The sequence below is a fragment of the Streptomyces tubbatahanensis genome (assembly GCF_022699385.1).
Classification (GTDB): Bacteria; Actinomycetota; Actinomycetes; order Streptomycetales; family Streptomycetaceae; genus Streptomyces; species Streptomyces diacarni.
On record NZ_CP093846.1, the window covers coordinates 1,022,620 to 1,036,385 of the forward strand.

The following is a 13,766-nucleotide window of genomic DNA, read 5'->3' on the forward strand; positions in this document are numbered from 1 at the left end:
ATCCGCAGCAGGCGTGCGCTGGTCGACCCCGTCTCCTGAGTCCGGAGGGCCGCATCCGTGTCCACCTACGTCGTCACCGGCGCCGCCTCCGGCATGGGCGCCGCGCTCGCCGCCGAACTGGACCGGGAAGGCCACCGCGTCATCGGGGTCGACCTGGCGGGCGTCGAGGTGACCGCCGACCTCGCGACGGCCGGCGGCCGCCACGCGGCGCTGCGGCGCATCGGCGCACTCCTCCCGGACGGTGTCCTCGACGGCTTCGTCCCCTTCGCGGGGCTCGCGGCGGCCACAGGGCGCCCCGGGTCGCTGATGGTCTCGGTGAACCACTTCGGCGCCGTACGGCTCCTTCAGGGGCTGCGGCCCGCGCTCCTGCGCTCGCCCCGCGGGCCCGCTGCCGTGCTGGTCTCCTCCAACTCGGCGACGTGCCAGCCCGGCTGGCCGACGGAGCTGGCAACCGCGTGCCTGGCCGGGGACGAGGACCGGGCGCGCGCCCTCGCCGACCACGCGGGCGGCGTGGCCACCTACCCGGCGACGAAGGCGGCACTGGCCTGGTACGTGCGCGAGCACGCGGTCACCCACGCGTGGGCGGGCAGCGGCATCCGGCTCAACGCGGTGGCGCCCGGGCTCATCGACACACCGATGACCGCGGCGGGCCGCACCGACCCGCTGACCGCGGACGGCATGGCCGCCTACCCGGTCCCCCTGGGCCGCGCGGGGCGGGCCGCGGAGGTCACCGCGGCCGTCCGCTTCCTGCTCTCCCCCGCCGCGTCGTTCTGTGTGGGCACCGTCCTGTGCGCCGACGGCGGCACCGAAGCGCTGCTGCGCTCCCGCCACTGGCCCGTCCCTTTCGACCCCGCCGCCGGCTGAGGCCGCCGCTCCCCGCCGCCCCCGGGGTCAGGTCTCGGTCAGGAAGTCGAGGACGGCGCGGGTGAACTCCATGGGACGGGCCTCGTGGACGAGGTGGCCCGCGCCCTCGATCGTGACGACACGGGCGTCGGGGATGCGCTCGGCCATCTCCCGCAGGTCCTCCTGCGGGAGATGGGAGCGGTCACCGCCGCCCACCAGCAGGGTGGGCGCGGTGATGGACGCGAGCCGCTCCCACCAGCCGGGGTCGGGCTCGTTGCGCTGGGTGACCCACTGGACGGTGACCTCCCAGTCGAACAGCTGGGCGCCCCGGGGCGCTTCGGGCACCTCCCCTGGCGGATCGAGCGGCCGCATCGCGCCGGTCTCCTCCAGGACGAGCCGGTCCACCCGCTTGGGGTGCTCCTGGGCGAAGAGATAGGCGACGACGGAGCCGAAGGAGTGCCCGACCAGGATCGCCCGCCCGATACCGAGCGCGTCCAGGAACCCGCGCAGGTCGGCGACGAAGTCGGCCATGGCGTAGCACCCGGTCCTGTCGCTCCCGCCGTGACCGCGCAGATCGAGCGCGTAGACGGGGTGCTCGCCGCCGAGCGCCGAGACGAGGGGGCCGCGCCAGTCCTCACCGTCCTCACCGAGGCAGTGGAGCAGGACGACGGGGACCCCCGTCTCCGCGCCCCAGGCACGGTAGGCGAGCGCGACTCCGTCCGTGACAACCGTCCGCGTTCCGTTTTCGCTCATACGGGGGACCGTACCCGGCTAGGAGTCCTTCTTCTCGAAGGACGGCGGCGCGGTGTCGTCAGGCCGCTTGGCCAGCTCGGACCTGCGGTACGAGTAGCCGAAGTACACGACGAGCCCGATGGCGAACCACACGCCGAAGCGCACCCAGGTCTGCCAGGAGAGGTAGGTCGTCAGCCAGATGGAGAAGACCACCCCGAGCAGCGGGACGACGGGCATGCCGGGCACCTTGAACTTGCGCGGCAGGTCGGGCTGCCGGTACCGCAGGACGATCACGGCGACGCACACGACGACGAACGCCAGCAGGATGCCGATGTTCGTCATCTCCGCGGCCTCCTCGATGGGCAGGAAGCCGGCGAGCACGGCGGAGGCGACGCCCACGATCCAGGTGACGCGGACGGGCACGTGGCGCACCGGGTCGGTCTTGGCGAACCACTTGGGCAGCAGCCCGTCGCGGCTCATGGAGAACCACACGCGGGTGACGCCCAGCATGAAGGTGAACATCACGGTGAGGATGCCGATGATCGCACCGACGGCGATGATGTCGGCGACGCTGCTGAGACCCACGGACTTGAAAGCGGTGGAGAAGCCGCTGTCCGGGTCGATGTCCTTGTAGTTCTGCATCCCCGTCAGCACCAGGCACACGGCCACGTACAGGACCATGGAGATGACCAGCGAGTAGATGATCGCCTTGGGCATGTGCTTCTGCGCGTCCTGCGACTCCTCGGCCGCCGTGCTCATCGCGTCGTAGCCGAAGACGGCGAAGAAGACGGTGGCGGCGCCGGTGAACGCGCCGGAGAGGCCGAAGGGGAAGAACGGCTCGTAGTTGGCCGACTTGATGTGGAAGACGCCGACGACGATCACCAGCAGGACGACGGCGACCTTCAGGACCACGACGACCAGTTCGAACCGTGCCGCGCTCTTGATGCCGCGGGTCAGCGCGTAGGCGATCAGCAGGCACAGCAGCGCCGCGAACAGGTCGACCCGGTGTCCGTCGCCCGTTCCCGGCGCGCCCAGCATCCAGGCGGGCAGCGAGGCGCCCATCTCCTCCAGCAGGAACGAGAAGTATCCGGAGATGCCGATGGCCACCACGGAGACGATCGCGGTGTACTCCAGCAGCAGGTCCCAGCCGATGAACCAGCCGCCGAGCTCGCCCAGCACCGCGTAGCCGTAGGTGTAGGCGGAGCCCGCTTTGGGGATCAGGCCGGCGAACTCCGCGTAGGACAGGGCCGCACAGGCACTGGCCAGACCCGCGATGAGGAAGGAGATCAGCACGGCAGGGCCTGCCTTGCCGTTGGCGACGGTGCCCGCCAGGCTGAAGACGCCCGCGCCGATGATGCCGCCGACGCCGATCGCCGTCAGATGGCGCAGGCCGAGCGTGCGGGTGAGCTGCTGTCCTGAGCCTCCCTCAGGTTCGTCGATCTGCTCGATGGGTTTGCGGCGCAGTACGCCTTCCCCGCTCCAGAGCCCGGGCATAGGACCTCTTCCTGTTCCTGCCGTGGATTGCCGATGACGGCGCCGCGCGGACAGGTGGCCCGCGACCACGCGTGATCATCATGGCCGCGACAGGATGGGGTGGAAAGTGGCCACGAGGTCTCTCTTGCGCATCGTTCGCCGCGGTGGACCGCGGGGCGCCTCAGGGGCGGTCCTGCCAGTAGGGGTCGCGCAGGCGGCGCTTGTAGAGCTTGCCGTTCGGATCGCGGGGCATCTCGGCGATGAAGTCCACCGTTTTGGGGCGTTTGTATCCCGCGAGCCGGTCCGCACAGTGGGCCAGAATCCCCTCGGCGAGCCTCTCCCCCGCCTCGTGCCCGGCGGCGGGCTCGACGACCGCCTTCACCTCCTCACCCCAGTCGTCGTGCGGCACACCGAAGGCGGCGGCGTCCGCGACGGCGGGATGGGTCAGCAGCACCGCCTCGATCTCGGCGGGGTAGATGTTCACCCCGCCCGAGATGATCATGTCGATCTTGCGGTCCCGCAGGAACAGGTAGCCGTCCTCGTCCAGGTAGCCCAGATCACCGACCGTGAAGAAGTCGCCGATTCGGTTCCTGCGCGTCTTGTCCTCGTCCTTGTGGTACGAGAACCCGCCGGTCGACATCTTCATGTACACGGTGCCCAGTTCCCCCGGGCCGAGCCTGTTGCCGTCGTCGTCGAAGACGGCCAGCTCGCTGATCGGCCAGGCCCTGCCCACCGTGCCGGGCTTCTTCAACCAGTCCTCGGCCGTCGCGAACGCGCCGCCGCCCTCGCTCGCCGCGTAGTACTCCTCCACGCAACCGCCCCACCACTCGATCATGCCCCGCTTGACGTGGTCGGGGCAGGGCGCGGCGCCGTGGACGGCGTGCCGCATCGAGGAGACGTCGTAGGCCCGGCGGGTCGCGTCCGGCAGCGCCAGCAGCCGGTGGAACTGGGTGGGCACCATGTGGGTGTGGGTGCACCCGTGCCGGTCGATGAGCCGCAGCATCTCCTCCGGATCCCACTTGTCCATCACCACCAGCCGGTGGCCGATGTGCAGCGCCGCGCCGGCGAACTGGAGGACCGCCGTGTGGTAGAGCGGCGAACAGACGAGGTGCACGTTGCCGTCGAAGGGCCGGATGCCGAAGATGCCGAGGAAACCGCCCAGATAGGTCTCCTCGGGCCGCTTGCCGCTGAGCGGGCGGCGGATGCCGCGGGGGCGGCCCGTGGTGCCGGAGGTGTAGTTCATGACCCAGCCGCTGGTGCGCTCCTGCGGTGGCGTCGCCGGCTGGTCCCGCACGAGGTCGTCGTAGGCGCGGAAGCCCTCGACGGCGCCGCCCACGGCGTAGCGCTGCCCCGGCGGTAACCCGGCCTCGTCCGCTGCCGCTGTCGCCGCGGCGGCGAACCGCGGATGCGCCAGGAGGACCTTCGCCCCCGAGTCGGCGAGGATCCACGCGATCTCCGGGCCCACCAAGTGGTGGTTGACCGGAACCATGTAGAAGCCCGCCTGGGTGGCGGCAAGGTAGGCGACGATGAACTCCGGGCCGTTGGGCAGCACCGTGGCGAACGCGTCGCCCTCCTTGAGACCCGCCGCCCGCAGGCCGTGCGTGAGCTTGTCGCACTCCGCGCGCAGGCGGTCGGCTGACCACGGGTCACCGCCCGGTGCGATCAGGGCCGTACGCCCCGGGTCCTGCTGGGCCTGCGCCCAGAACCCGTTGGGTGCGTTCATCTCGGGCTCCCTTCTGGGTTGTGCCGCTGTCTCCCCGTTCCCCGTCCTCCGCCCGCGCTCCGCGGGCCCCCCTCCCTGTCGGCCCGTCCCCCTGTCGGCCCGTCCCCCTGCCGGCCGTCCCTCAGCCGGCACCCGCGATGCCGTTCAGCCGCGCGACGGCGGCCTCGAACCCGCGGGTCAGCTCGTCGACGACGGCCTGGACCGAACGCTCGCTGTTCATGGACCCGACGATCTGCCCGACGGGCGTGCCGAGCAGCGGCTCCACCTCGTACCGCTGTATCCGCGAGTTGGCCTCCGCCACCAGCAGGCCCTGCAGGGGCATCGGAAGCGGTCCCGGCCCCTGACCCGGCTCCCAGGCGTCCGTCCAGTCGGTCCGCAACTGCCGCGCCGGCTTGCCCGTCAGCGCCCGGGAGCGCACCGTATCCCCGGCCGTGGCGGCCAGTAGTTTGCGCGTGAGGGCCCGCGAGCCGAGGTCGGCCTCGGTGGTGGTCAGCCACACGGAACCCAGCCAGGCGCCCTGGGCACCCAGCGCGAGGGCCGCGGCCATCTGCTCGCCGCTGCCGATGCCGCCCGCGGCGAGCACGGGGAGGGGTGCGACGGCGCGGACGACCTCGGGGGTCAGCACCATCGTGGCGATCTCCCCGGTGTGACCGCCGGCCTCGTAGCCCTGCGCGACGATGATGTCGATGCCCGCTTCCTTGTGCCGCTCGGCGTGCCGGGGGCTGCCGGCGAGAGCGGCGACGGGGATGTCGCGTTGGTGAGCCCGCTCGATCACGTCGGGCGGCGGTGAACCGAGCGCGTTGGCCAGGAGTTTGACGGGATAGTCCAAGGCGACGTCGAGCTGGCTGCGCGCGACCTCCTCCATCCAGCCGGTGATGCGCCAGCCGCCGTCCTGGCCGTCGGGCAGGTCGGGGACGTCGTACCTGTCCAGAACCTCCCGCACGTACTGGCGGTGCCCCTCGGGGATCATGGCCTCGACGTCGGCCTCGGTGACCGACTCGACCTTCTTGGCCGGCATCACGACATCGAGACCCCACGGCAGCCCGCCGGTGTGCGCCGCCATCCAGTCGAGATCGCGTCTGAGGTCGTCGGCGGCGCCGTACCGCACGGCGCCGAGCACGCCGAAGCCGCCCGCGCGGGTGAGCGCGGCAGCCACGGCGGGGAAGGGTGTGAAGCCGAAGAGTGCGTGCTCTGCTCCCAGTTGGGTGCTCAGCTCCGTCTGCATGGGCGCAGGATGCCGCAGCCTGGTGTCGGAGGGAAGACTTTTTCTGACGCGGCGTCAGTTTTCGCCGGCGGCGCCGCGCCTGCCCCCTCGCGACGTGAGCGGCCCCTCGTGCTTCGTCACGACCTGAGCGCCAGCGCCCGGTAGACCCGCGCCGCCTCCTCGCCGCGGCCCAGCCGCTCCAGGCAGTGCGCCTCCTCGTTCCTGCTGGCCAGCGTCTCGGGATCGGCAGGACCCAGCACACGGTGGCGCAGTGAGCTCACGTGCCGGTGCATGTCCAGCGCCTCCTCCCAGCGGCCGAGGCAGCCGAGTCCGGCGCCCAGTCCGCTCAGGGCCCGCAGCGTCGCCGGGGCGGCCGGGCCGCTCACCCGAGTCCGCGCCGCGACCAGGTCGCGGCTCAGCTCCACGGCCTCGGCGGCACGGCCGAGCCGACGCAGACAGCCGGCGCTCTCGTCGCGGGCCGACAGCGTGTGCGGGTGCTCGTCCCCGAAGATCCGGGCACGGTCCAGCGCCACACCGTGGCACAGCTCCCAGGCCTCCTCCCAGCGGCCGAGCCGGCCCAGCGCGTGACCGGCCGCCAACCGGCTGGTGAGCGTGTCGGGGTGGCAGGCACCAAGCAGCTCGTACCGCTCGGCGGCGACCGCCGCGTGCGCCTCGTACGCCTCTCCCCAACAGCCGAGGCGCCCCAGGCTCTCCCCCGCGCTGTGCCTGCTCGCCAGGACGGCGAGCAGCGCGGGGCGCGCACCAGCAGGCAGGTGCGCGCCGCCGGGCGGTTGGGCACCGCCCGGCGGGAGGGCGGTGTTGGACGGGGGGACTGCCCCGGGCGGTTGGGCACCATCCGGCGAGTGGACGGCCCCGGACGGGTGGGCGGCCCCGGGCAGGTGGGCGCGGCAGGACGGGTCGCCGGAGTTGGGCGCGTGGACCGGCCCGGGCAAGTGGGCGCTGCCGGAGGGACGGGCACCAGCCGACGGATGGGCAGCATGGGACGGGTGGGCTGCCGCGGGCGGGTGGGCACCATCCGGCGGGAGCGCGGCATTGGGCGGGTGGATCGGCCCGGGCAGGTGGGCGCCGCAGGAGGGGTCGCCGGAGTTGGGCGGGTGGATCGGCCCGGGCAGGTGGGCGCCGCCGGAGGGACGGGCACCAGCCGGCGGATGGGCAGCATGGGACGGGTGGGCTGCCCCGGGCGGGTGGGCACCGCCCGGCAGGAGTGCGGCCCCGGGAAGGTGGGCGGCCCCGGACAGGTGGGCGGCCCCCGGGGGGTGGGCGGCATGGGGCGGGTGGGCCGGCACGGGTGGGGGGTCGGCGGGCGCGGCGCAGCTGCTCGCGCCGGGCGTACGGGGCTCGGCGGAAAGCGCGCGAGGCTCGGTGGAGCGTGCGCGGGGCGCCGCGGAGAGCGCGCGGGGGCCACCCCCGCTCACCGCAACCGCCGCCGGCGCCTCGTCGGCGGTCGGGGGCCAGGCGGGGCCGCCGCCTGCCCACTGCCCGGAGAGTCCGCTCGGTTCGGCCCCGACCCACGGCGGTGTCCGCCGCGCAAGCAGACCGTGGGCCGGCAGCCCACCGCCCATGCCGCGGGCCCACCCGGGCATCCACAGGGGGGCGGCTTCCGCGGGGCCGGTCACCGGGCCGGGGGCCGGCCCTTCCGTGGCGGCCTCGCCGTCCCGCGCGTCGTCCGCGCCCACATCCCCCGGCCGCCTGCCGCCTCGCACGGCCGGGTCCTCCCACGCCAGCAGGGCCTCTCGCGCCGCCGCGCCGCCCCACCCCGCCAGCTCGCCCGCCGCCTGGCCCACGAAGGCCGGCGAGCCGGCGGAGATCGCCCGGCCGGCGGAGTCCGCCGGGCCCATGGATCCCGCGTAAGCCGCCGGCCCTGCGGACCGGGCGGGGAGGCAGGCCCTGGCGGCCGCGAGTCGCGCCGACAGGTCCGCGGCGTCGTCCGGCCTCTCCTCCGGTGCCTTGGACAGCAGCCAGGAGACGACCTCCTCCAGCGGGGCCGGCAGCTCCGGGCGGTGGCTGCGGGGCGGCTCGGGCGGCACGTCGCGATGGCCGACGAGGACGGACCAGGCGTCCCCTCCGGTGAACGGGGGCGCGCCGGTGGCCAGTTCGTACAGGACGCACCCGAACGAGTAGAGATCGCTGCGGTGGTCGACGGCGGTTCCGGCGATCTGTTCGGGCGACATGTAGTGCGGGGTGCCCATGGCGATGCCGGTGCCGGTCAGCTTGGCGGTGAAGCCGATGTCGTGGGCCAGGCGCGCGATGCCGAAGTCGCAGATCTTGACGGTGCCGTCCGCCGTACGCATGACGTTCGCCGGCTTCAGATCGCGGTGCACGACACCCTGCGCGTGGGTGTAGGCCAGGGCAGCGGAGACCTGCTCGGCGACATCGAGGACCTCGGACACCGGCAGCGGTTGCCGCTTGCTCTCCTCCAGCAACTGGCTGAGGTTGCGCCCCTCCAGCAGCTCCATGACGAGGTAGAGCAGGCCCTCGTCGTCGCCGAAGTCGTGCACCACCGTGACGCCTTTGTGCTGCAGCGAGGCCGCGACGCGCGCCTCACGCCTGAAGCGCTCGCGCACCACGCGCAGAAACGCGGCGTCCCCGCGCTGTGCCAGTGGTTTGAGGCACTTGACCGCCACTCTCCTGCCCAGCGACTCGTCGTGCGCCCGCCACACTTCTCCCATACCGCCGCGCCCGATGAGCTCGAGCAGCCGGTAACGGTCATGGATCAGGGTGCTTGGAACCATCCCCGTCTCGCCCCCGTCGTCACGTCCTGGTGCGCGTTCCTCCCTGTCTGCCCAGTATGGCTGCCTCGTTCCTGCCCGTGTATGCCCTCCGGGGACAGGGTGTACGCCTTTGACTGGTTCGGCGCGCTAGTGACGTGTTCGTACACCGAACGGACCGCACAGGTGGACCGTACGGACGTTCAGCGCCGCACCCGCGGCATGCCGAGACCGATCCAGGAGATGATTTCGCGCTGGATCTCGTTGTTCCCGCCGCCGAAGGTGAAGATCACGGCACTGCGGTAGCCGCGCTCCAGCTCCCCGCCGAGCACCGCGCCCGCCGAGCCCTCCTTGAGCGGCCCCGCGGCGCCGACGACCTCCATCAGCCAGGCGTAGGCGTCACGGCGCGCCTCGCTGCCGTAGACCTTCACGGCCGAGGCGTCGTGCGGGGTCAGCGCGCCCTTGTCGAGCGCGTCCACCATCTGCCAGTTGAGCAGTTTCATCGCGTCCAGGCGGGCGTGCGCGCGTGCCAGACGGGTGCGGACCCAGCCCAGGTCGATGACGCGGCGGCCGTCGGCGAGCTTGGTCCGCCGCGCCCAGCGCCGGGTGTCGGCGAGGGCGCGCACTGCCATGGTGCCGTGTGCGGCCAGCGTGACGCGCTCATGGTTGAGCTGGGTGGTGATCAGTCGCCAGCCGCCGTTCTCCTCCCCGACGCGGCGGCTCACCGGCACCCGCACGTTCTCGTAGTGGCTGGCCGTGGTGTCGTGGGAGGCGAGCGTGGTGATGACGGTGCACGAGTAGCCGGGGTCGTCGGTCGGCACGAGCAGCAGGGTGATGCCTTGGTGCGGCTTGGCGTGGGGGTCGGTGCGCACCGCGAGCCACACCCAGTCGGCGGTGTCCCCGTTCGTGGTCCAGATCTTCTGCCCGTTGACGAGGTAGTGCCCGCTCTCGGCGTCGCCCTCGCGCACGGCGCGGGTGGTGAGGGAGGCCAGGTCGGTGCCGGCCTCGGGTTCGCTGTAGCCGATGGCGAAGTCGAGCTCGCCCGCCAGGATGCGCGGCAGGAAGTATCCCTTCTGCTCGTCGGTGCCGTAGCGCATGAGGGTCGGGCCGACGGTGTTGAGCGCCATCAGCGGCAGCGGGACGCCCGCCTGCGCCGCCTCGTCGAAGAAGACGAACTGTTCGACGGCGCTCATCCCCCGGCCGCCGTACTCGCGCGGCCATCCCACGCCCAGCCATCCGTCCCGGCCCAGCTGCCGCACGGTGCGTCGGTAGAACTCCTTCTGGGCGGCCGGCTCGGCGTAGCGCGTGTGCGCGTCCTCGGGCACGAGCCGTCCGAAGTACTCGCGCAGTTGTGCGCGCAGCTCCTGCTGTTCCGCTGTGTAGTCCAGATACACGGCCCCTCCGCTCCACGACGGGTCCCCGTAGCGGCGCACACAGTAGAACGCGTTCCACCACAAAGGAATGGCCGTGTGGGTGCGAAGGCCCGTCGCCCCGGCTTCCTCCCGCCCTCTCACCTCGTTCGCACGGGCCGGAGGGGGGCCGAGAGCGGGTTCGCCGGTGCCGCGACAAATCCCTCTCGGGGCGCGCGGGCCTCAGTCGGTGCTCCGGAAGGTGGTCACGGCACGGTGGGCCACCTTCCTGGTCGCCTCGGCCGCCTCGGGCGGCCCGTAGGCGATGACCGCGTAGCGCTTGTCGTCCGCGGTGAAGCGGCGGTCCACGGCGAGTTGTCCGCCGAACTTGTGATGGGTGAAGGTGAACTCGCGCATGGCGGTCCCGGGGCCTACCCGGTAGGTGTTCTGGTGGTATTCGGGGAGGGTTTTTCTGCCGCGCTCCGCAGCGGCATGCAGCGAGGCGGCGGGGGTTTGTTCGTGCGCCCTGAAGATGATGACGCGGTGTGCTCTTCCGGCCGGCGCTTCGTAGCTGACCCTGTCCGGCTCGCGGAACATGTCGAAGCGTTTCCAGCCCCGTGGCACCTCTGTGCGGGAGCCGTCCGGGCCCGCGACGGCGCCGGTTTCGGGACCTTCCGGACCTGGGGGGCTTCCCGGGGGCGCCTCGTCCCCGCCGGACGGTCCGGAGGGCTGCGATGGGCCCGGCCCCGGGTGCCCGCTGTGCGTCGCCGGCGGCTGGGACGGTGCATCGCCGTCGTCGTCGCGGACATGTCCGGCCCACAACCCGACCATGGCTCCTCCGCAGAAGGCGACGACAACCGCCAACTGTGCCGCTTCCGGCCACCGTTGCGAGAAACGCCGCCGTACCGACCAGCGCGAGGTCCTGCGCGCGGGAGGGTCCTGCGGCGAGTCCAGGCCCGGGGACGGCGGAGTGTCGTCCTCGACCACCCATCGCTGGCTCTCCGGGTCGTAGCGCACCCCGTGCGCCTCAGCCGAGTACTCGTTCGATGGCCTGAACCACCGGCAGAGCCGAAGCGAGCCCCGAGACGGCCGTCGTACCCACTTCCAGGTAGGCGCGGAGCCGCTCGAGGCTCGAGGCGGGCGCGGCCCCCGAACGGTCGATGTCGGCCCTGATGGTCTCGATCTCGGAGCGCACTCCGGCCGTCTCCTCCGTGGGCGTCAGCAGTCGCAGGTGTTCGTTCAGCATGGCCAAGGCCGCGACCAGTTCCCGTGTGACGTCCTCGCTCGGAGAACCGGCCGGCGCGGCCCGGTGCACGGCCCGCCCGTGCGAACCCGTCGCGACGGCGCCTCCGGTCATGGCGCCGATGTGCACGTCGCCACCGCCGGCCAACCTCTCCTCGCGTCGGCTCTCCGGCTGATCGGGCTGCTCGCTCCGGCTCACTTCTCAACCCTCCCGTCCTTGGCGGCCTGCGCAGCGGTACTGCGCGCACGGCCCCTCTCGCCGGTGGCGACCGCACCACCGGTCACCTGGCCGAGCGCGGTGCCCCCGTTCATCTCACCGATGAAGAGACCGCCCTCTCCGACATTGACGATCTGCTGCTCGAACCTGTCCGTCCGGTAACCCCGCTGTTCCAGGGCGTCCCTGACACCCGAGGCGATACGGTCCTGAACGGTCTTCACGTACCGGCTCACGTCCATCTCCTGGAAGAGCGAGGAGACCGCCGCACTACCCATTTCCCGCACGGATTTGACGGGTGCGCCCGGGGTCGCGTGTTCCGGCTCGAGCAGCCAGGTCCGCAACACCATGAGAAGGGTCCACAGCGCCGAGATGCCGGTGGCCGGAGCTACGCTCGGGGCGGCGAAGACGGACCGGACGAGTTCGCTCGGCCAGTCACGTGCGGCCATGGACGTGCTCGGTCCGAGAGTCAGTGCCCGCAACGCGGTGCGTGGAACGTCCCGTACCGCCCCCGAGCGGGCAGCGACCGCGTCGACCTCGGCGAAGTCCTCTCTGATCGGCCCGAGCACATGCGGGGCGACCTCCAGGATCAGCATCCCGCCCTGGGTGTGTACCCGTACGAAGACGGTGACCACGATCTGCTCGTCCCAGGCGCCGACTCTGATGCGCAGGAAGTGGCGGCGGGCCTCCGCGCCTTCGTTCACCGCATCGCCGAGGTGCTGTTGCAGCTGCTCGGGCCGGAAGACCACGTCGCTGCTTCGGGGCACACCGGCGGGCAGGTAGACGAATTCCTGGACCTCCAGGTCCTTGAGCCGGTCCCGGCCGGTGCGGGCAGCCGCAGCACGGAGCGATTCGAGACGCGGTGTGATGAGGTCGATGACGTGCCGTGGCGTGAGGGCCGGATCGGTGCCCGTGCTCTGCGGGGGAAGGGCGCGCCCGCCTTCGCCGGCGACGCCGTGTTTCCCCGTGTGCTGCAGTTCCAGGGCCAGGGACCAGGGCTGGTGCGGTGTGCCTGCGCCGACGAACGGGAGCTGAGGGTTGTAGACGGATCCGGACGCGTGCTGTTCGCGCAGGATGAAGCGCCGCAACCTGCGGTAGCGCGCGGTGTCGGGCAGCTGGACTTCTCGACGTGCCTCGTGCCGGTGGGCGAAGGTCTCCCGGCTCAGTTCGGAACGCAGGATCCGGGTCACTCGCACCCGGTGGGCCCAGACCACGCAGGCGATCAGCAGCGGGAAGACCACGGCAACGGGGCCTCCTCGCCAGAGGATCAGCGCGAAGAACCAGTAGACGGCACCATGCACCCAGGACAGCAAGGTGAGGGCGATGCCGAATACCCTCCGCATGAGGCCCAGCTTCCGGAATCCGGAGAGCAGGGGCGCTCCCATGTAACTCGCGAGCGGCAGGCCGGAGACGTAGCGGGCCAGCAGCATGCCCAGGCACACCACCGCATACCAACAGGCCCACGGTGAGTGCTCGTTCACCGTCGCGAGCAGGCCGAACGGCGGGAATGCCCGGAAGGTGTCCGGGACGGAGAGCAGCGGTTCCCTGTCCGCGGTCAAGAAGACGGCCCAGGCCGTCAGCAGCGCGACCGCCGCTACGGCTTCCAGACGACGTGCGCGCAACGCGTGTCCGAGAACGGGCAGGACATCGACCCCCAGGGAGGGAGCGACCGTTCGCTCCTCGTGCGCCACGAGTTCGTCGACGACCTGCCTGCGGAAGTCGGGGCTCAGGTAGCTGCCGGCGCAGAGCAGCCGGGTGGCCTCGCTCCGGGTGTGGCGTGGCGGCGATGTGTCCATGAACCTCCCGTTGCGGGCCTCAACCGGAGAATCCTCCCGTTGGGGAATCCTCGACCGTAGTCGATGCCGATGACAGCGGGAAACGGCTGCCCTGGTAATTCAGCCAACCAGGGGCCCACAGTCATGCTCTGTTGACGCTTCCGTCGCAGAGAGACACGTCCGATGGCCGATGGTTGTGCCGTCCACGGTTGGCGATTCGTACCGCTGACTACGGTCGGCGCCCCAGGCAGGCGGCCAGCCGGGTGTAGACGTCCGCGTCGTCGGGCACCGGTACGAGCGCACAACGGCGCGCAGCGCGGCGGTAGTTGGTGGCCTCCTACCCCGGGGGGGCGGCTACCCGTCGCCGGTCACCGCCGGTGGATGCGGTGGTGACGACGACTCTCCACGGCCCGTGCCGCGGTTCGGCCGCATGTTGTACCGCAGCATCGGTGCGCCGGCGCGGGCGCTCCGCTCCGGGGCGT

At 72.1% G+C, this 13,766-nt stretch carries 10 protein-coding genes; 1 reads left to right on the top strand and 9 read right to left on the bottom strand.

Features of this window, described 5'->3' with window-relative positions; all coding sequences use genetic code 11:
* Window positions 1-57: 57 nt before the first annotated feature.
* On the top strand, window positions 58-864 hold the full coding sequence (locus tag MMF93_RS04360; protein WP_242749699.1) for an SDR family oxidoreductase: 807 nt from the start codon (window positions 58-60) through the stop codon (window positions 862-864).
* A 27-nt stretch (window positions 865-891) separates the two neighbouring features.
* Here MMF93_RS04360 and MMF93_RS04365 read toward each other — a convergent pair whose 3' ends face one another.
* The 9 genes from MMF93_RS04365 to MMF93_RS04405 form a co-directional block, all read right to left on the bottom strand.
* Window positions 892-1,596 (bottom strand): alpha/beta fold hydrolase, encoded by a 705-nt coding sequence (locus tag MMF93_RS04365; RefSeq protein WP_242749701.1) that lies wholly within the window; start codon window positions 1,594-1,596, stop codon window positions 892-894.
* An 18-nt stretch (window positions 1,597-1,614) separates the two neighbouring features.
* Window positions 1,615-3,069 carry an amino acid permease gene (locus MMF93_RS04370; RefSeq protein ID WP_242749703.1) on the bottom strand — a complete coding sequence of 485 codons (1,455 nt, stop codon included), beginning with the start codon at window positions 3,067-3,069 and terminating at the stop codon, window positions 1,615-1,617.
* A 160-nt stretch (window positions 3,070-3,229) separates the two neighbouring features.
* Entirely contained in the window at window positions 3,230-4,771 is a 1,542-nt protein-coding gene (locus MMF93_RS04375; RefSeq protein WP_242749705.1) for an acyl-CoA synthetase, read from the bottom strand.
* A 121-nt stretch (window positions 4,772-4,892) separates the two neighbouring features.
* Window positions 4,893-5,996 (bottom strand): nitronate monooxygenase, encoded by a 1,104-nt coding sequence (locus tag MMF93_RS04380; RefSeq protein WP_242749707.1) that lies wholly within the window; start codon window positions 5,994-5,996, stop codon window positions 4,893-4,895.
* A 116-nt stretch (window positions 5,997-6,112) separates the two neighbouring features.
* A complete protein-coding gene (locus tag MMF93_RS04385) occupies window positions 6,113-8,728 on the bottom strand; it encodes a serine/threonine-protein kinase (protein WP_242749709.1) in 2,616 nt (871 codons plus the stop codon).
* A 179-nt stretch (window positions 8,729-8,907) separates the two neighbouring features.
* A complete protein-coding gene (locus MMF93_RS04390) occupies window positions 8,908-10,098 on the bottom strand; it encodes an acyl-CoA dehydrogenase family protein (RefSeq protein WP_242749711.1) in 1,191 nt (396 codons plus the stop codon).
* 198 nt (window positions 10,099-10,296) lie between these two features.
* Entirely contained in the window at window positions 10,297-10,650 is a 354-nt protein-coding gene (locus MMF93_RS04395) for a hypothetical protein (RefSeq protein WP_242749713.1), read from the bottom strand.
* 430 nt (window positions 10,651-11,080) lie between these two features.
* Window positions 11,081-11,494 (bottom strand): hypothetical protein, encoded by a 414-nt coding sequence (locus MMF93_RS04400; RefSeq protein WP_242749715.1) that lies wholly within the window; start codon window positions 11,492-11,494, stop codon window positions 11,081-11,083.
* Entirely contained in the window at window positions 11,491-13,305 is a 1,815-nt protein-coding gene (locus MMF93_RS04405) for a hypothetical protein (protein WP_242749717.1), read from the bottom strand. Before MMF93_RS04405 ends, MMF93_RS04400 begins: the two co-directional genes overlap by 4 nt.
* Between the last annotated feature and the right edge of the window lie 461 nt (window positions 13,306-13,766).